The organism is Aliiroseovarius sp. ABM4_368 (assembly GCF_056161205.1).
Genome location: NZ_JBSWYR010000004.1, coordinates 193249 through 211141, shown reverse-complemented (window position 1 = coordinate 211141; position 17893 = coordinate 193249). Strand labels below are relative to the sequence as shown.

21 protein-coding genes are annotated in these 17893 nt (G+C 57.7%); 13 read left to right on the top strand and 8 right to left on the bottom strand.

Annotated elements, in window-relative coordinates:
• Positions 1–37: 37 nt before the first annotated feature.
• From ACXAH3_RS13005 to ACXAH3_RS12965, 9 genes are all read left to right on the top strand, one after another.
• A complete protein-coding gene (locus ACXAH3_RS13005; RefSeq protein WP_474862519.1) occupies positions 38–631 on the top strand; it encodes a DUF938 domain-containing protein in 594 nt (197 codons plus the stop codon).
• A 72-nt stretch (positions 632–703) separates the two neighbouring features.
• Positions 704–1471, top strand: a complete 768-nt coding sequence (locus ACXAH3_RS13000; RefSeq protein ID WP_474862518.1) for a class I SAM-dependent methyltransferase — start codon at positions 704–706, stop codon at positions 1469–1471.
• A 360-nt stretch (positions 1472–1831) separates the two neighbouring features.
• Positions 1832–2392: a F0F1 ATP synthase subunit delta gene (locus ACXAH3_RS12995; RefSeq protein ID WP_474862517.1), complete on the top strand. Its 561-nt coding sequence runs from the start codon at positions 1832–1834 to the stop codon at positions 2390–2392.
• On the top strand, positions 2392–3930 hold the full coding sequence (gene atpA / locus ACXAH3_RS12990; protein WP_474862516.1) for a F0F1 ATP synthase subunit alpha: 1539 nt from the start codon (positions 2392–2394) through the stop codon (positions 3928–3930). The genes ACXAH3_RS12995 and atpA overlap by 1 nt, the downstream gene beginning before the upstream one ends.
• Before the next feature lie 14 nt (positions 3931–3944).
• Positions 3945–4823: a F0F1 ATP synthase subunit gamma gene (locus ACXAH3_RS12985; protein ID WP_474862515.1), complete on the top strand. Its 879-nt coding sequence runs from the start codon at positions 3945–3947 to the stop codon at positions 4821–4823.
• An 18-nt stretch (positions 4824–4841) separates the two neighbouring features.
• Entirely contained in the window at positions 4842–6266 is a 1425-nt protein-coding gene (gene atpD, locus ACXAH3_RS12980; protein WP_474862514.1) for a F0F1 ATP synthase subunit beta, read from the top strand.
• A gap of 26 nt (positions 6267–6292) precedes the next feature.
• Positions 6293–6703: a F0F1 ATP synthase subunit epsilon gene (locus tag ACXAH3_RS12975; protein WP_474862513.1), complete on the top strand. Its 411-nt coding sequence runs from the start codon at positions 6293–6295 to the stop codon at positions 6701–6703.
• 106 nt (positions 6704–6809) lie between these two features.
• Positions 6810–8012 carry an MFS transporter gene (locus ACXAH3_RS12970; RefSeq protein WP_474862512.1) on the top strand — a complete coding sequence of 401 codons (1203 nt, stop codon included), beginning with the start codon at positions 6810–6812 and terminating at the stop codon, positions 8010–8012.
• Between the two features lie 60 nt (positions 8013–8072).
• Positions 8073–8420 carry an H-type lectin domain-containing protein gene (locus ACXAH3_RS12965; protein ID WP_474862511.1) on the top strand — a complete coding sequence of 116 codons (348 nt, stop codon included), beginning with the start codon at positions 8073–8075 and terminating at the stop codon, positions 8418–8420.
• A gap of 62 nt (positions 8421–8482) precedes the next feature.
• On the opposite strand, the gene ACXAH3_RS12960 is transcribed toward ACXAH3_RS12965, so the two are convergent.
• Positions 8483–9496 (bottom strand): ribose-phosphate pyrophosphokinase, encoded by a 1014-nt coding sequence (locus ACXAH3_RS12960; protein ID WP_474862510.1) that lies wholly within the window; start codon positions 9494–9496, stop codon positions 8483–8485.
• Positions 9497–9603: 107 nt separating this feature from the next.
• Between ACXAH3_RS12960 and ACXAH3_RS12955 the strand changes: the two genes are divergently transcribed.
• Both ACXAH3_RS12955 and ACXAH3_RS12950 read left to right on the top strand, forming a co-directional pair.
• Positions 9604–10203, top strand: a complete 600-nt coding sequence (locus ACXAH3_RS12955; protein ID WP_474862509.1) for a DsbA family protein — start codon at positions 9604–9606, stop codon at positions 10201–10203.
• A gap of 2 nt (positions 10204–10205) precedes the next feature.
• A complete protein-coding gene (locus ACXAH3_RS12950; RefSeq protein ID WP_474862508.1) occupies positions 10206–11027 on the top strand; it encodes an alpha/beta fold hydrolase in 822 nt (273 codons plus the stop codon).
• Between the two features lie 11 nt (positions 11028–11038).
• Here ACXAH3_RS12950 and ACXAH3_RS12945 read toward each other — a convergent pair whose 3' ends face one another.
• From ACXAH3_RS12945 to ACXAH3_RS12920, 6 genes are all read right to left on the bottom strand, one after another.
• Complete coding sequence (locus tag ACXAH3_RS12945; protein ID WP_474862507.1) at positions 11039–12088, bottom strand: threonine aldolase family protein; 1050 nt, start codon at positions 12086–12088, stop codon at positions 11039–11041.
• Positions 12088–12540, bottom strand: a complete 453-nt coding sequence (locus ACXAH3_RS12940) for a YcgN family cysteine cluster protein (protein ID WP_474862506.1) — start codon at positions 12538–12540, stop codon at positions 12088–12090. The genes ACXAH3_RS12945 and ACXAH3_RS12940 overlap by 1 nt, the downstream gene beginning before the upstream one ends.
• Positions 12540–12830: a Dabb family protein gene (locus ACXAH3_RS12935; RefSeq protein ID WP_108855420.1), complete on the bottom strand. Its 291-nt coding sequence runs from the start codon at positions 12828–12830 to the stop codon at positions 12540–12542. Before ACXAH3_RS12935 ends, ACXAH3_RS12940 begins: the two co-directional genes overlap by 1 nt.
• Complete coding sequence (locus ACXAH3_RS12930; protein ID WP_474862505.1) at positions 12827–13777, bottom strand: bifunctional riboflavin kinase/FAD synthetase; 951 nt, start codon at positions 13775–13777, stop codon at positions 12827–12829. The genes ACXAH3_RS12935 and ACXAH3_RS12930 overlap by 4 nt, the downstream gene beginning before the upstream one ends.
• Before the next feature lie 216 nt (positions 13778–13993).
• Positions 13994–14437: a MaoC family dehydratase gene (locus tag ACXAH3_RS12925; protein WP_133485644.1), complete on the bottom strand. Its 444-nt coding sequence runs from the start codon at positions 14435–14437 to the stop codon at positions 13994–13996.
• A gap of 187 nt (positions 14438–14624) precedes the next feature.
• On the bottom strand, positions 14625–15500 hold the full coding sequence (locus ACXAH3_RS12920) for a TIGR01459 family HAD-type hydrolase (RefSeq protein WP_474862504.1): 876 nt from the start codon (positions 15498–15500) through the stop codon (positions 14625–14627).
• Between the two features lie 137 nt (positions 15501–15637).
• On the opposite strand from ACXAH3_RS12920, the gene ACXAH3_RS12915 reads away from it, so the two are divergent.
• Positions 15638–15904, top strand: coding sequence for a hypothetical protein (locus tag ACXAH3_RS12915; RefSeq protein WP_474862503.1), 267 nt, complete (start codon positions 15638–15640; stop codon positions 15902–15904).
• A 172-nt stretch (positions 15905–16076) separates the two neighbouring features.
• Here the strand turns inward: ACXAH3_RS12915 and ACXAH3_RS12910 are convergent, their stop codons facing one another.
• Positions 16077–16997, bottom strand: a complete 921-nt coding sequence (locus tag ACXAH3_RS12910; protein ID WP_474862502.1) for a manganese-dependent inorganic pyrophosphatase — start codon at positions 16995–16997, stop codon at positions 16077–16079.
• 187 nt (positions 16998–17184) lie between these two features.
• On the opposite strand from ACXAH3_RS12910, the gene ACXAH3_RS12905 reads away from it, so the two are divergent.
• On the top strand, positions 17185–17835 hold the full coding sequence (locus tag ACXAH3_RS12905) for a DUF2161 domain-containing phosphodiesterase (protein ID WP_474862501.1): 651 nt from the start codon (positions 17185–17187) through the stop codon (positions 17833–17835).
• Positions 17836–17893 lie beyond the last annotated feature (58 nt).

Sequence of the window (17893 nt, the reverse complement as noted above, 5' to 3'; positions counted from 1 at the left end):
GCCTCATTCAATTGCGCATGAGCGCGAAGATGGTCGTATGTCTGCGCCATCTGCGGCACGCAACTTGCCGCCCATTCTTGATGCCATGGCGCAATATGTCCCCGCGCAGGGGGTGGCGCTTGAGCTTGCCTCGGGCACGGGTGAACATATCGTCGAATATGCGCGCAACTTCCCGAATGTCATTTGGCAACCCACGGACATAGATCCGGACCGTCTGAACAGCATTGATGCATGGCGGGCCGAGCGCGGCATTCGAAATATGCGCATGGCGCAATTTCTGGACGCCAGCGCTCCGTCGTGGCGCACCGGGCCGATGTCGATGATTATGACCGTCAATCTGATGCATCTGATTGATACGCCGACCGCGCAGGCCGTGATTGCGGGCGTCGCGCGGAATTTGGCACCGGGCGCTTGTTGGTTCCTTTATGGTCCTTTCCGCACAGGTGGCGCATTTCGCAGCGAAGGCGATCAGGCATTCCACGCGTCCCTGACAGCCCATGACCCGCAGATCGGATACAAAGACCTTGAGAAAATCGAGGCATGGTCCACCGACGCTGGTCTACGTCAGGCTGATTTGATCGAGATGCCCGCCAACAATCTGGCGCTTGTCTTGCGCCGCGTGGGGACGTGAAGATCGGGCATTCCATTTTCAAAGTGATCGGTTAGTCTTCGCATGAGGCAGACCAAGGCGGATTGACGTTTCATGCATCTTGATGTGCAGGATCTTAGGAATTTCTATTACCGCAGCATGCTGGGGCGCGCGGCGCAAAAGGCGATCCGCGATGAAGTGGTCAACATGTGGCCTGAAGCGCAGGTCAAAGGGCAGACCGTCGCCGGCTACGGCTTTGCGGTGCCGCTGCTGCGCCCTTACCTTTTGACTGCCCGACGCGTGGTCGGGCTGATGCCCGCGCCGCAAGGGGTGATGCCATGGCCCGCGGGGATGCCCAATGTCTCGGTTTTGGTCGAGGATACGTTGTGGCCCTTGGACACGGGTGTTGTGGACCGGCTGGTTGTAATGCACGGGTTAGAGACCTCAGACACCCCCAGCCAGTTGTTGGAAGAGTGCTATCGCGTGCTTGGCCCCGGCGGGCGGGCCTTGTTCATTGCGCCGAACCGGGCTGGGTTGTGGGCGCGGTCGGATGCCACGCCGTTTGGGTACGGACGGCCGTATTCCTTGGGGCAATTGGAAGGCCAACTGCGCGAACATGGCTTCAAGGTCGAACGGCACCTGTCTTCCCTGTATCAGCCGCCGTCGGGCAAGCGGTTCTGGCGCAAGACCGGAAGATTTTGGGAGCGCGCGGGGCACAAGCTTCCAGTCATTCTTGCTGGCGGCGTTTTGATGGTCGAAGTCACCAAGCAAGTGCCGGCTCCTAAGCGCCCGGGCTTGGCGCAGGCGGTGCGTCGCCCCCTGAAAGTGCTGGAAGGGCTTGGCGTACCCGAGCCCAGTACCTCGCGGCAGGGCAAGGTTTAGGCACAGAATCAGTTGCATTCAGAATGCAGATTGAGCCCGAGAAGCATCGGGGAGCCGAGCGATTCTCAGATAAATTGACTTTTGGTATGCAAATGTATTCCGTTTGAGGGGGCCAAGTTTTGGCCCGGAACTCGCAATTTGTCCCTTGGGTTAAGGGGTATGCGCGGATTGGGGGTGAAATCTAACGAAACCTAAGCCTGAAATGTTGGCGATAAACCCACGCAAGCCTGTTGCGAGGTAGGGTTTTCCCTGTTACATGCGTCGACGATTTAGATAGCGCGTGCGAAAGTGCGGCTTCTGTAGGCCGCCCCGGTTTGTCCAGCAGACCATAATGGGGCTTAGTACATCGGAAGGGTGGACGTGTCCGAACCAGTCTCGATCTCAACTGGCATTGCCCAACGTTATGCCACGGCCATCTTTGAGTTGGCCAAAGAGGGTAAGAAACTGAAAGCAGTTGAGGCGGATGTTGCCGCTCTTGACGCTGCTCTCGCCGATAGCTCTGATCTTGTCGACCTGATCAATTCGCCGGTTCACACCCGCGAAGAACAGGCTGGCGTTATCGCAGCTGTCGCCAAGAAAATGAAACTTTCGCCAATGGTCGCAAACGCATTGGGCTTGATGGCTCAGAAACGTCGTTTGTTCGTGTTGCCTCAGCTTCTGGACGCCATGCGCGCCCTGATCGCCGAGGACAAAGGCGAGGTTACCGCAGAGGTGACCGCCGCCAAAGCCATGACCAAGGCGCAACAAGACAAACTTGCCAAGGCTTTGAAAGCCACAATCGGCAAGGATGTGAACATCAACCTGGCTGTCGATGAAACTCTCATCGGTGGCCTGGTCGTGAAAGTGGGCTCGCAAATGATCGACACGTCGGTCAAAGCCAAGCTCGATGCACTTCAGAATTCCATGAAAGAGGTCGGATAATGGGTATCCAAGCAGCAGAAATTTCTGCGATCCTGAAGGACCAGATCAAGAATTTCGGCCAGGAAGCCGAAGTGGCCGAAGTTGGCCGCGTTCTGTCGGTCGGTGACGGTATTGCTCGTGTATACGGTCTGGACAATGTTCAGGCTGGTGAAATGGTCGAATTCCCCGGTGGTATCCGCGGGATGGCTCTGAACCTTGAAGCTGACAACGTTGGTGTTGTTATCTTCGGTTCCGACCGCGACATTAAAGAAGGTGACACTGTAAAGCGCACGAACTCTATCGTGGACGTGCCTGCCGGTGACGAGCTTCTGGGTCGTGTTGTTGATGGTTTGGGTAACCCGATCGACGGCAAAGGTCCGATCAAAACCAAAAAGCGCAACGTTGCTGACGTTAAAGCACCGGGCATCATCCCGCGTAAATCGGTTCACGAGCCGATGGCAACCGGCCTGAAATCGGTTGACGCGATGATCCCAATTGGCCGTGGTCAGCGCGAGCTGATCATTGGTGACCGTCAGACCGGTAAAACTGCCGTTGCTCTGGACGCAATCCTGAACCAAAAATCGTATAACGACGCCGCTGGCGACGATGAAACGAAAAAGCTGTACTGTGTGTACGTGGCCGTTGGTCAGAAGCGTTCGACCGTTGCACAGCTGGTGAAGAAGCTGGAAGAAACCGGCGCGATTGAATACTCGATCGTTGTTGCTGCAACCGCTTCGGACCCCGCTCCGATGCAGTTCCTGGCACCTTACGCTGCAACCGCCATGGCCGAGCACTTCCGTGACAATGGCCGCCACGCCCTGATCATCTATGATGACCTGTCGAAACAGGCTGTGTCCTATCGTCAGATGTCGCTGCTTCTGCGCCGCCCGCCCGGACGTGAAGCCTATCCGGGTGACGTTTTCTATCTTCACTCGCGCCTGTTGGAGCGTTCGGCCAAGCTGAACGAAGATTACGGCGCAGGTTCGCTGACCGCTCTGCCGGTTATTGAAACCCAGGGTGGCGACGTGTCGGCCTTTATTCCGACCAACGTGATCTCGATCACCGACGGCCAGATCTTCCTGGAAACCGAGCTGTTCTATCAGGGTATCCGCCCCGCTGTGAACACCGGTCTGTCGGTTTCGCGTGTTGGTTCGTCGGCTCAGACGAAAGCAATGTCGTCGGTTGCCGGCCCGGTTAAACTGTCGCTGGCCCAGTATCGCGAGATGGCTGCGTTCGCTCAGTTCGGTTCTGATCTCGACGCCTCGACACAGCAGCTGCTGAACCGTGGTGCACGCCTGACAGAACTGATGAAACAGGCTCAGTACTCGCCGCTGACCAACGCAGAAATCGTTTGCGTGATCTACGCTGGTACCAACGGCTACCTCGACAAGATCGACGTATCGGAAGTTGGCCGCTTCGAAGCTGGCCTTCTGAACCACCTGCGTCAGAAACACGCCGATCTTCTTGCCGACATCACCGACAACGACCGCAAGGTTAAAGGTGAGCTTGAGGACAAGGTCAAAGCAGCGCTGGACGCGTTCGCCGCTGACTTCGCTTAAGGGGGCTCAGACAGATGCCCAACCTTAAGGACCTCAAAAATCGGATCGAAAGCGTCAAATCGACGCGGAAGATCACGAAGGCCATGCAGATGGTGGCCGCCGCAAAACTGCGGCGGGCACAGGAAGCGGCCGAAGCAGGTCGACCCTATGCAGAACGGTTCAACGCCGTTCTGGGTGGGCTGGCAGCTTCGTCGGGGGGCGACAGCGCTCCGAAACTGCTTTCGGGTACGGGTTCGGATCAGGTCCACATGCTTGTGGTCATGACCGCCGAACGCGGCCTTTGCGGTGGCTTCAACTCGTCGATCGCCAAGATGGCGCGTGCGAAAGCTGAAGAGCTGATCGCTTCGGGCAAAACGGTCAAGATGCTGACTGTTGGCAAGAAGGGTCGTGAGCAACTGAAGCGCGACTTCGAAGATACCATGGTCGACCATGTGGATCTGTCGGGTGTGCGCAATGTTGGCTATGACAATGCTCAGGCAATCGCCAACGACCTTATCCATCGTTTCAACGAGGGTGAGTTCGACGTTGCGACGATCTTCTACAACAAGTTCGAAAGCGTGATCAGCCAGATCCCGACTGCACAACAGGTCATCCCGGCCAGCTTCGATGCCCCTGCAGAGGGTGCGGAAGAAGTGTCGACCGTTTATGACTATGAGCCGTCGGAAGAAGGCATCCTTGCAACGCTGCTGCCTTCGGGCGTGGCAACGCAGGTCTTCACCGCGCTGTTGGAAAACGGTGCCTCGGAGCAGGGCGCGCGGATGTCCGCAATGGACAACGCAACCCGCAACGCAGGCGACATGATCGACAAACTGACCATTCAGTTCAACCGTTCGCGTCAGGCCGTGATTACCAACGAACTTATCGAAATCATTTCGGGCGCCGAGGCGCTCTAAGGAACCGGAGAAACAACAATGGCTAACGCTAAAGGTAAGATCACTCAGGTGATTGGCGCCGTTGTGGACGTTCAATTCGAGGATGCCCTTCCCGAAATTCTGAACGCGCTCAACACCGACAACAATGGCAACAAACTTGTTTTGGAAGTTGCACAGCACCTTGGTGAAAACACCGTCCGCTGTATCGCTATGGACGCATCCGAAGGTCTGGTCCGCGGTCAAGAAGTGACCGACACGGGCGCACCGATCTCGGTGCCGATCGGCAACGCAACTCTGGGCCGCATCCTGAACGTCATCGGCGAGCCCGTTGATGAAAAGGGCCCGGTCAAATCGAAAGCCAGCCGCCCGATCCACGGTGAGGCACCTGCATTCGAAGACCAGTCGACCGAAACCGAAATTCTGACGACCGGCATTAAGGTTATCGACCTGCTGGCCCCCTACACCAAGGGTGGTAAAATTGGTCTGTTCGGCGGCGCCGGCGTTGGTAAAACCGTTCTGATCATGGAACTGATCAACAACATCGCAAAAGTGCACTCGGGTGTGTCCGTGTTCGCTGGTGTTGGTGAGCGTACCCGTGAAGGAAACGACCTTTACCACGAGATGATCGAATCCGGCGTTATCGTTCCCGATAATCTGGAAGAATCGAAAATTGCGCTGGTCTACGGCCAGATGAACGAGCCTCCCGGAGCACGTATGCGTGTTGCTCTGTCGGGTCTGACCCTGGCGGAACAGTTCCGCGACGACACCGGTTCGGACGTTCTGTTCTTCGTCGACAACATCTTCCGCTTTACCCAAGCTGGTTCGGAAGTTTCGGCTCTCTTGGGTCGTATTCCTTCGGCGGTTGGTTATCAGCCGACGCTGGCCACCGATATGGGTGCCATGCAGGAACGTATTTCGTCGACCAAATCGGGTTCGATTACTTCGGTTCAGGCCGTGTATGTTCCCGCGGATGACCTTACCGACCCCGCACCTGCAACCTCGTTTGCTCACCTTGATGCGACCACCGTTCTGGATCGTTCGATCTCGGAAAAAGGCATCTATCCGGCGGTTGACCCGCTTGGTTCGACCTCGCGTCTGCTGGACCCGCTGGTCATCGGTGAAGAGCACTATAAAGTTGCGACCGACGTTCAGGAAATCCTTCAGCGCTACAAGTCGCTGCAGGACATCATCGCCATCCTTGGCATGGACGAACTGTCGGAAGAAGATAAGCTGACTGTTGCGCGCGCTCGTAAGATCGAACGCTTCCTGTCGCAGCCCTTCGACGTGGCAAAAGTGTTCACCGGCTCGGATGGCGTTCAGGTTCCGCTGGAAGACACCATCAAGTCGTTCAAGGCTGTTGTGGCTGGCGAATACGACCACCTGCCCGAAGGCGCCTTCTATATGGTTGGCGGCATCGACGAAGTGCTGGCCAAAGCCGAGAAAATGGCGGCAGACGCTGCTTAAGCTGAACCGCTGAAGGAGGGCCTGAGATGGCTGATACGATGCAATTCGACCTGGTGTCGCCCGAACGGAGCCTTGCTTCGCTTCAGGCGACTGCGGTCCAGCTGCCGGGTGCCGACGGTGACCTGACGGCGATGCCGAACCACGCACCGACGATCACGACGCTGCGTCCGGGTATCGTTCGCGTTGAGTCCCCCGAAGGCAATGCCGAGTTCGCAGTCACAGGCGGTTTCGCTGAAGTGACCGCAAACGGCACCTCGGTTCTGGCTGAACGCGCCTTGCCTGTTTCGGAAGTGACACAGGACGTTTTGGACGGGTTCGTTTCGGATGCGGCTGCCGCTTCGGCAAACGCAACCGCCGAGAACTTGGACGAACTGGCCAAACGCACGGTGGATATCGCTGCAATGGCAGGTGAACTGGGTCTGTCCGTTAAGGGCTAAGCCCAGGGAACATCACTATCTTGAAAGCCCCGCCTGAAACGGCGGGGCTTTTTGCATTTGCGCTTTTCCGAGCTTCGCGTCACAGATGTGGCCTAAGGAGAATATGATGCAAAAGCGCGGAGCTATCTGGTTCATTCTGGCCACCATCCTTCTGGATGCGGTGGGCATTGGCATCGTGTTTCCCATCATGCCCGATCTGATGGAGCGTGTCGGTGCGGCCAACACCGCAGATGGTGCATTCTGGGGCGGTATTCTGATGGCGTCCTATGCGGCGATGCAGTTTCTGTTCGCGCCGGTAATCGGCGGAATCTCGGACAGTCTGGGGCGGCGGCCGGTATTGCTTCTGGCACTTGTAACATTGGCGGTGGACTATGTGATCATGGCTTTGGCCACCACATTTTGGTGGCTGTTGATTGGGCGCGTTCTGGCCGGGTTAGCGGGTGCAACCTATATCACCGCGACAGCCTATCTTGCTGACATCTCGAAGCCCGAGGAACGGGCTGCGAATTTCGGTCTCATCGGCGCTACATTCGGGATCGGCTTTGTCATGGGGCCTGCCATTGGCGGGCTTGTGGCGAGCTATCACATCACCGCGCCTTTCTGGCTTGCAGCCGTCTTGGCGGCTGCAAATGTGGCGTTTGGGCTGTTCCTATTGCCTGAAAGCCTTGCGCCCGAGAAACGCCGCGCCTTCACCAAGCGCGACTTGAATCCCTTCGGATCCATCCTAGACGCGTTCCGACTTCCCGGCCTGATGTTGCCCTTGATCCTGATCTTTGCCTTCGAGTTCGCAAACATGGTTTACCCGACGCTCTGGGCTTTCTGGTCGCGTGAGGTATTCGGCTGGGGCACGGCTTTGATCGGCATCTCGCTGGCCGCCTATGGGATCGCCATCGCGTTCACCCAAGGCGTCGTAATGCGCTTTTTGTTGCCCAGAATTGGCGAGTATCAGACTCTGGTTTTTTCGATCATCTGCGCTATCGCGGCCTTCATCGTGTTCGGTTTGACAGGCAATGTCTGGGTGATGTTCACCTTCATCATCGTCGCCGCGCTGGCCGATATGGCCCCGCCCACAATGACCGCTATGATGGCCAATATGGTGTCCGAGGATCGACAGGGATTGCTTCAAGGCGTTATCGCCAGCCTTGGGTCCATTGCCGCCGTGATCGCGCCAATGGTCGTGACCGGAGTTTTCCAGTATTTCGCAGATGCCAAGGGCGCAATCTATTTGCCCGGCGCACCTTTTTTGCTGTCTGGATTGATCGTCATGCTCCTGTTACCCTATTTTTTGCGTTTGAAACCGCAACCTTAACTTGTTTTGGTCACAGTTTTTTTGCATGAAAAGCCAGAGTTTTACAGATTGTGTTAAAGTATGAAGCGAATTCGACCGCATATGTTGGGCGTAGACCGTGGCAGCAAGGTGCTGTTTTCGGACTTCGAACATGATGGCGAGATGTGGACAGGAAGCGGTCCGCGCAAGTTGCGTTGCCCGATACAGTTTTCGGAACCTTTTCTGACGCCACCAACGGTGACGGTTTCGATGTCCATGTGGGATATCGCCGGCGAAAGCAACCAAAGGGCCGATATTCTGGCCGAGAATGTGACGACCGAAGGCTTTGACATCTTGTTTCGCACTTGGGGCGACACGCGGGTTGCGCGGGTGCGGACAGATTGGCTGGCGATTGGTGAAGTCTCAGATGACGAGATCTGGGACGTCTAAATTCCCACGCTACCAACAAAAAAAGGCCCTGCTGGGCCCTTTCGCGTTTTCATGATCTGGGATCAGGAATACATGCCCTCATAAAGCGGTTCGAGCGTGTCGTGATCGAACAGCGACGAGACCGAAGTGCCGCCCCAGATGTTCAAAATGGCTTGCGCGAACATGGGGGCGGTCGGCACCACGCGGATGTTCTCGGCGTCCAATACCGGCTTTGTCGGCTCGATCGAGTCCGTGATCACCAGCGATTTCATGACCGAGTTCTGGACCCGTTCGACTGCCGGGCCGGACATGACGCCGTGGGTGATGTACGAGTGTACTTCTTGCGCGCCGTTTTCCATCAGAACCTCGGCGGCCTTACACAGGGTGCCAGCGGTGTCACAAATGTCGTCCACGATAATGCAGCGCTTGCCTTCGACGTTACCGATCACGGTCATCTCGGCCACTTCGCCAGCTTTCTCGCGGCGTTTGTCGACAATGGCCAGCGGCGCGCCGATGCGCTTTGCCAGTTCACGGGCGCGGGCCACGCCGCCGACGTCGGGCGAGATCACCATTACCTCGTCCAGGCAATCCTTGAAGTGATGCTTCACGTCCAGCGCAAAAATCGGGCTGGCATAAAGGTTGTCCACCGGGATATCGAAGAAGCCTTGGATCTGGGCTGCGTGCAGGTCCATGGTCAGAACCCGCTCGATGCCCGACTGTGCTATTAGATTGGCGACCAACTTGGCCGAGATCGGCGTGCGGGCCTTGGTGCGGCGATCCTGACGGGCATAGCCGAAATACGGGATCACAGCGGTGGCAGACCGGGCCGAGGACCGGCGCAGCGTGTCAGCCATGATCAGAAGTTCCATCAGGTTGTCATTCGCCGGGTTCGAGGTCGACTGAATGATGAACATATCCTCGCCGCGGACGTTCTCGTAAATCTCGACGAACACCTCTTGGTCGTTAAAGCGTTCGACGCGTGCGTCTACCAGCCCGACGGCGGCGCCGCGATGCATGGACATACGCTTGGCAACAGCTTCGGCCAACGGCCGGTTTGCATTGCCCGAGATGAGTTTCGGTTCGGTGATGGAAGGCATGGCAGCAGACCCCAGATATGCTCTGTATGACAGAATCGTGACGTTGACTTCCAATAACACCGGGATAGATTTCGGGAAACAGCATAGGCGCAACAGGGGACCGAAAAATGAACCATATCGACTATTATTTCACAGTGCTTTCGCCATGGGCATTTTTTGGCGGCAAACGGTTCGCGCAGATCGCGGAAAAACACGGCGTGTCGGTCGCGTTCAAGCCAATGGATATTGGGCAGATTTTCACCCGTACAGGTGGTCAGTTGCCAAAGGACCGCCATCCGTCGCGGATGGAGTACCGCATGCAAGAGCTGAAGCGCTGGTCCAAAGCTCTGGACATGCCGATCAATCTGAACCCAGCGCACTGGCCGACCAATGGCGCGCCTGCGTCCTATGCGATTATTGCCGCGCAGAATGCTGGTACAGGGGATGTTGCCGTGTTGGTTGATGCCCTGATGCGTTCGATCTGGATGGACGAAAAAGACATTGCCGAGGACGCGGTGATAAAGGCCTGCCTGACCGAGGCCGGGTTTGATCCGGCGCTTGCCGATAGCGGCCTTCTGACCGGGGCCGAGACCTATGCCAAAAACACCGACGATGCAGTGAATGCGGGCGTGTTCGGATCGCCCTTCTATGTTTGCGACGATGGCGAGAAATTCTGGGGCCAAGACCGCCTTGACCTGCTGGACGCCTATCTGAGCGAACAGGGCTAAGCATGATCGAGGAACTGGCCGGGTGCCCGACCTATTGGGATCAGCAGGGCTCCGGCTCGCGACGGGCGCTGTTTATACACTGCTCGCTGGCACATTCCGGCGCTTGGCGTGGGGTGCGGGTGGCATTGGGCGATGACCTGACGTCTTTGGCTTATGACCTTCCGGGCCATGGGCGCAGTGCGGATTGGGACGGGCAAGGCGACTATCAGGAGAGAGCGACCCAAATCGCGCTGGAGCTTCTGGCCCGCCATGCGCCGGCCGCGATTGACCTGATCGGTCACAGCTTTGGCGGTACGATTGCACTGCGGGTGGCGCAGATTGCACCAGATCGGGTGCGTAGTTTGACAATGTATGAACCGGTACTGTTCACCACGGCCAAGGAAGATCCAGCCTATGCCGAGAACTACCAATATATGAATGGTGTATTTGCGGATGCGATGCGTGCTGGTGACAGGATGGAGGCCGCGCGTCTGTTTAACTGCCAGTGGGGCAGTGATGCTGGGTGGGAAACGCTGCCAGAACGTTTGAAACACGACTTGGCGGACCGTATTCACCTGATCCCTGCCGGGCGCAGCGTGACGCATGAAGATGTGCACGGTCAGGTGGCTGACGGTGCGCTCGAAAACGTGTCGGTCCCAGTTCTTCTGATGGAAGGTGATCGCTCGCCTGATCTGGTACGGGCGGTGCATGATCGGATGCAGGCACGCTTTCCGACCGTCAGTCGTAAGGTGATCGCCGGGGCGGGGCATATGGGGCCGATCAGTCACCCGACCGAGGTCGCCACTTGTATCCGCGATCACGTGTTCACTACCGCAAACGTGTAAGTGGCCTGTGCCTAACCGCGCACAAGCTCGACGAAGCGATCCACATTATCGTCCGACATAGACCAATCGGCGACCATACGGGCGGTCAGGACCTCGTCCGGGTCGTCGCCTTCAAGATTGTCGTCCCAGACATAATAAGCAGCACCCGCATCGTGCAGCCGCTGATGGCCCGCACGGGACCAGCCTGCAAAACTGATATTGGCCTGCGGTTCATGCAGGAAACTGACGCCTACGATCTGCTTCAAGCCTCGTGCAAGCCGCGCATTGGCCGCGTTTGACCGACGGGCAAGGTCGAGCCAAAGGTCATCTGACAGATAGGCCAACATCTGTGCCGACAGATAGCGGTGCTTCGAAAACAGGTGCGCCCCGCGTTTACGACGCAGCTCGAATTCCCATGCGTGCTTGGGGTCGAAGAAGATAACGGCCTCGACTCCCAGACAGCCGTTCTTTGTGCCGCCAAAGCTGACCACATCCACGCCGGATTTCCAGCTCATCTCGGCGGGTGTGCAATCCAGCGAAACCAGAGCGTTGGCAAAGCGCGCGCCGTCCAGATGTACGGGAAGGCCGAAGGATTTGGCCACGTCACACAGGGCTTTAATCTCGGCCACGGAATAAACCGTGCCGCGTTCGGTCACGTTGGTGATCGACACCGGGCCGCGCTGCGGGCCGTGCACACCGCGGCTTTCTTCACCCGCAATGCTGACGCGCAGCGCGTCAGGCGACATCTTAGCATCTTCGGCAGGCACCAAGGTCAGCTTTGCGCCGCCGGAAAAGAACTCGGGCGCATTGCATTCGTCCTGATGGATATGCGCCTCGGGCGTGCAGAACACGGTTTGCCACGGCTGCCCCAGCGTTGCCAAGCCGATCGAATTCGCCGCCGTTCCAGTGGCCACCAGATACACCGCCGCCTCGGGCGCCTCAAAGATGTCGCGGATGCGGTCCTGCACCTCGGCCATGATCGTATCGTTGCCATACGGCATCTGATAGCCGTCATTGGCGCGCATAACGGCATCCATCACTTTGGGATGCGCGGGGCCCGTATTGTCAGAAGCAAAGAACATTAATGCGGCTCCTCGATCAGGTGGTCTTCCCATTCGTCTTCAGGGACTTCAAATTCCGGCACGGTCCAGCCCTTCACGCTGCGCCCAGCCTTGTGCACGCTGTCGGGATCACCTGACACCAAATGGTGCCAGTCATAAAGCGGCTTGCCTTCGTGGCGCAGACGATAAGCGCAAGATGCGGGCATGAAATAGGCGGTTTCGCCGATGTTTTCGGGCGTCAGGTGGATGCATTCGGGGACGAATTGCAAGCGGATATCATATTGCGAGCACTGGCAGGTGTCGCCATCCAGCAGGCGGCAAGCAACGCGGGTAAAGACGACCTCACCGGTGTCCTCATCTTCCAATTTGTTTAGGCAGCACTTGCCGCAGCCATCGCACAGGGCTTCCCATTCCGCAGGCGTCAGCTGATCCAACGGGCGTTGCCAGAATTTCTTACGCTGGGACGCCCCCATCAGTCAGCCAGAAAATCGGCGGCAATCCGCATCTCGCGCAGGGGGCGGACGCGGGCAATCGATTCTTGATAGATCGGATGCGCTTTATAGGCGGCCAGCTGGGCTTCGTCCTCGAACTCGCCATAGACGACAACGTCGGGCGAGGGGCCGGGGATTGGATCCTCGAAGCGGTTCTCCGCGATCTCAAGACGGATGCAGTCGGGAATGCCCTTCAAAAGCTCCAACCCTTCGCGCACGCGGTCGCGGTCCTCGGGGCGTTTGGCGGTGAAGAAAACGATGTGTCGGATCATGGGCGGCTCGGAAGTTTGGAAAGAATGTCGCGCGCGCGGGCGCAGTCGGCGTCCATCTGGGCGATTAGGGCTTCAAGCCCATCGAACACCTCTTCCGGGCGCAGATAGTCGATCAGGGCGACGGACAGCTGTTCGCCATAGATGTCGCCCTTGAAGTCAAAAATGAAGCTTTCGATGTTGGGCAGATTTTCCCCAAACATTGGGCGCGTACCCATCGAGGCCGCACCCCCATAGACGCCTTGATGCGGGCCGGTCAGGATTTCGACCTCGACGGCGTAGACGCCGAATTTCGGCGGGTGCAGGCCCGCGATGGACATATTGGCAGTGGGATAGCCCAGATCGCGGCCACGCTGGTCGCCGCGGATCACTTCGCCATCGATGCGGTGCCAGTGGCCCAGCATGCGGGCGGCGTCGCGTGGGCGGCCTTCGGACAGGGCGTTGCGGATTGCGGTCGAGCTGACCTCGCCCATGTCATCCGACATTAAGGGGGCGACGGTGACGCCAAATCCAAGGTCCTTGCCCAGTGCTTCCAGCACCTTGGGCGTGCCGGCCCGGTCCTTGCCAAAGTGGAAATCCGCACCGACGAAAACATGCGTGAGACCCAGCCCTTCGACGATCACGTCACGGGCGAATTCTTCTGGCGTAAGGGCCGAAAGCGTGTCGTTGAAGCTAAGCTCAAACAGCGCTTCAATCCCCAGCTTTTCCAGCCGGTGCGCGCGTGTGTCGGCATTCATCAGGCGAAACGGAGGGGCTTTCGGGGCGAAGTATTCACGCGGATGCGGCTCGAACGTCATCACGCCCAAAGGTGCGCCCAGTTCGGCCGCCTTTTGGCGGGCAATGTCGATCACATATTGATGACCCAGATGAACGCCATCAAAGTTGCCGATGACGGCCGTGGCGCCCGGGTCAGATGAATCGACATACTGATAGTCACGAATGATCCGCATATGCTGGCCTTAGCGGTCCAGCGAGGCCTGTGCAAGTCCAAGGCGACATGCGAGTGGGATTCGTGAAACTGCTGAACCATCGCTTTAGCCGAGCACTACTCGGTGGATTTAAGGCCTCCGGCGGGGATATTTGTAACAAGAAAAATTTGCGCTCTTTTCTTGTTGTAAATATCCTGGGGTGAGAGCCGCAGGCTCGAGGGCAAAGCCCCTGAACCGTCAGTCCAGCTTGGCGGACGGTGCCAGAACCTTGGCTTCGCCCTTGAGGACAGGCTTTCCATCAACCAGACACTCGGTCTTCAGCGTGACGCGGCGCTTGGCGTGATCGATGTCCATCACCGTTACCTCGGCGCGCACAACGTCACCGGGTCGAACAGGGGCCAAGAAGGTCAGTTGCTGACCCATATAGATGGTGCCATGTCCGGGCAGCTGTTCACCAATGACGGCCGAGATCAGCCCGGCGCTGAGCATCCCGTGGGCGATACGCCCTTGAAAGATCGTGTCTTTCGCAAAGTCGTCATCCAGATGCACCGGATTGCGGTCGGTCGAGACCTCGGCAAACAGTTCGATGTCGCGGTCCGTCACCTCTTTCACGATGTGACGCGACATGCCGATTTCAAGCTCTTCAATGCAGATCGTTCCGCGTGGGAAGTTGTCCAACATTTTGTCCTCCGGGCAATAAATGGACGAATTCTCGCCTCTATCGGCAATAACATTACTTTGCAGTTGCAGAAAAAATCAAGGGGTAATCTGTGTGGAAAAGCCACTTGGCGCCTACGTCACGTAGGCGTAAGCGTATTGATTTCGGGTAAGGGATGCCGAAATAAAGACCATAAATCAGATGCTTATATCAGCGCAGATAGCCGATTGCATATGTGGGGGTGATCATTTGTGACTGGATATACTGTTCCAACGCGTCTGGATCGGGCTGCGTGCGGGTTTTTGTTTCCTCCCGCGCAAGACCACCGGTGATGAAGAGAGAATCGATATCCTCGCCCAAGGCGCCTTTGATGTCGGTCGCAATCCCGTCGCCAATGGCCAGAATGCGGTTGTCCGGGGTCGCCCGCCCGTCCGCTGTCATACGACGCCTTGCAAGGTCATAGATCGGCGGATGCGGCTTGCCGAAATAGAGGCTTTCGCCACCCATTTCCGTATACATCTGCGCCACTGCGCCCGCACACCATTCGCGCGCTTCGCCCCGATCGACAATGATGTCGGGGTTCGCGCAGAGCAGCTTCTGCCCCATCTGCTTGGCCATCATCAGGGCAGGCCGCAGCTCCTCCAAATCGGCCATCGGATCGAAGGGACCACAGCAGACAATGCCCTCGGCCTGATCGACAGGCACACGGGTGATTTCGACCGGAGTGTCGATCACTTCCATCGGCTCGAAAAAGCCCTCGTCTCGTTCCCATTCGCCCATGAAATAGACTTTGTTGCCCACTGCGCCCGTGAACATTGCGGCGCGTGCGCTGTCGCCCGACGTGGCGATGGTGTCATAGCAGTCCGAGGGCACGCCAAACTCCGGCAACTGCTCCATCACACCGGCGCGGGGTTTGGGCGAGTTCGTGACCAGAACCACATAACCCCCATTCGCGCGGTAGGCTTGAAGGGCGGCCACAGCTTCGTCAAACGCGGTGATGCCATTGTGCACACAGCCCCAGAGGTCGACGAACAGCGCGTCGTAGTTCGCAGAAATCTCGGACAGGCTGGTGATGATACGGGTCATGGCGCGGTCTCCTTGTTACGGGAGATATGGCAGAGAGGGGAAGGGGTGGCTAGGGGGAGTTGTGCCGAATGCGCATCCGGATCATGCTGCGCTTGCGATGATTCCATTCAATGGGGGGGCAGCTAGGAGTAAGTTGCATGGCATTTAAGCTCATCACGTTGATGAATGGCAGTGTTAGCTTGGAGTTCGATCAAAGCGACCTCCCAATCGTTGTGGAGGCGATTACGGCGCTATACGGAACGCCAGTTATGCGAAAGCATGTTCTTTGCGAGCTTTGGGAGTTTGGGGGTGGGGAACTCATTTACTACAATGAATGGGATCCCTGTTTGATCGCCCAATCTGAAGAAAGCAATGGAGCGCTTCAAAACCTCAATTCCGTGTTGCGAGAACGAGAGTCGGGTTAAAGGTCTGCTCTCGAGGAATAGGCAGTTTGCCCGGCATCGCCGGGCCGCGCCCGACCGCCCCCACTGAGCGGGTGCTTCACGCTCACCCGCGGTCAGGCGTTGTCCTGTGTTGGAGCAAACAAAAAGCCCGCGCAAGTGCGCGGGCTTTCTAATCTCAGGTATCCAAACTGTCTTAAACAGCCAGGTTCGGAATGATCTGCTTTTTGCGGCTCATGATGCCGGGCAGGACAACGGCGTCGCCTTCGACTGTAGCACCAAAGCTCTTTTCGGCCACGCCTTTGACCACGTCGTTCGGGATCAGCAGGGTGGCTTCTTCTTTTAGGATGTCCACGACGAACAGCAGAACCTCGTCCACGCCATCTTCGGCGGCGACGGTTTTGAAAGTCTCGATCAGGCTTTCTTTGCGGCCCAGCGGGATTTCCGGCGCGGTGGTTTCCAGAACCGACACGCGGAACTTGGTGCCCGACACTTCGTATTCTTTTGAATCCATGCGGATCAGTTCGGCGTCCGAGAACTCGGACACGTCCGACTTGGCGGCGAACATCTCGGCCGCGTATTCGGTGACGTTCACGCCCAGATCAGCGGCCAGAGCAGCCACAACTTCGCGGTCGCGGTCAGTGGTGGTGGGCGAACGGAACTCCAGCGTATCCGACAGGATGCAGGTCAGGGCCGCGCCTTTGATAGCTTCCGGCATCTTCGCGGCGTCGTCACCCATCAGGTCGTACATGATGGTCGCGGTGCAGGCCAGCGGACGGATGGTGATGTCGATCGGGCCTTTGGTTTCCAGACCGCCAACCAGCTTGTGGTGGTCGATGATCGCCTGAACGTCTGCGCCATTGATGTTGGCGGGCAACTCGGCGGGGTTGTTGGTGTCGACGATAACGCAAGGCTGATCGTCAGCCACGTCCTCGATGATGTCCAGCATGTCAAAGCCCCAGCGCTTCAGCATGAAGGCCGCTTCGGTATTGGGCTGGCCCAGCAGAACCGGCTTGGCGTCAACGCCTTTCACTTCGTTCAGGTACCAAGCCCAAATCAGGGGCGAGCCGGTCGAGTCGGTGTCGGGGGATTTGTGGCCAAAAACGAGGGTAGTCATATGCATCATCCGTCTATGTGTGATCGTGTTTGCGTGCCTTATAGAAAGGGGAATGCGCCTTGTCATCCCTGATAGGGCCAACATCTGTGCGGTTGCAGAAAACCTGTCATGTGCATGACGCAACCCCCTTGCGGTTCTTATGCCGCATGGTGAAACTGTTGGAACCCTTGTTCGAAAGCGTGCCCCTGTGAGCAAACCTGCAGAAACCGACCTGTATGCGCCTGTCAAAACTTGGCTTGAAACCCTTGGTTACGAGGTTAAAGCCGAGGTCGGCGCTGCGGATGTCGTCGCTCTGCGCGCGGGCGATGGCGTACCTGTGATCGTCGAGCTGAAGGCGGGATTCTCGCTGACGCTGTTGCAGCAGGCCGTTGCACGGCAAGCAATCAGTGATCTGGTCTATGTGGCCGTGCCGCGTTGGACAGGCAAACCGGGTTGGCGGGCGTTCAAGGGAAATGTCGGATTGTGCAAGCGGTTGGGGTTGGGCGTTGTCTCGGTCCGGCTGAAAGATGGATTTGTGCAAGTGCATGCTGACCCCGGCCCGTTTCAGCCGCGCAAGTCCAAGGTTAGAAAGCAACGTATGCTGTCCGAATTCGCACGACGTGAGGGGGATCCCAACACCGGCGGCACCAATGGCAAACTGGTCACGGCATATCGTCAAGATGCCGAAAAACTGCGTGCCTATCTGGCTGAACATGGCCCCAGCCGTGGGGTCGAGGTGGCCAAGGCGACTGGGGTGGATAAGGCTACCAACATGATGGCGATCAATCATTATGGTTGGTTTGAGCGGGTCGAACGTGGGGTCTATGGCCTAACGCCAGCGGCGCGGAGCTCAGGGTAGGTCGTTGAGATCTGCGGATTGCAGCATAATCTGATGGTTTTGATCAGGATCAAGTTGC